This is a genomic window from Winogradskyella ouciana, assembly GCF_009709615.1.
GTDB lineage: Bacteria > Bacteroidota > Bacteroidia > Flavobacteriales > Flavobacteriaceae > Winogradskyella > Winogradskyella ouciana.
This window is the reverse complement of sequence record NZ_WJYA01000063.1, coordinates 1-280: the sequence shown is the minus strand read 5'-3', so window position 1 is coordinate 280 and position 280 is coordinate 1. Positions and strand designations below refer to the sequence as shown.

The window sequence follows — 280 nt, the reverse complement described above, 5'->3', positions numbered from 1 at the left end:
CTCATACCTGCATTTTTAAGAGCAGACTTACAAGGCTCGATAGTTCTTTGAATTAAATCTCCTGCTAATTGTTCAAACTTAGCTCTAGTTAATGTTTTAACTAAGTGTTTTGGACCTGAAGCTGTAGCTGTGATATACGGTAAATTGATTTCCGTCTGAGTAGAAGATGATAATTCAACTTTTGCTTTTTCTGCTGCTTCTTTCAATCTTTGAAGAGCAATAGCATCAGATTTTAAATCTACACCTTCTTCCGCTTGGAATTCAGCCGCCATCCAGTCGA

1 protein-coding gene is annotated in these 280 nt (G+C 37.1%); it reads right to left on the bottom strand.

From position 1 onward, the window contains the following. Positions 1–280: Hsp70 family protein (locus F1003_RS15640; RefSeq protein WP_155090348.1), on the bottom strand; the 280-nt coding region annotated here is incomplete at both ends.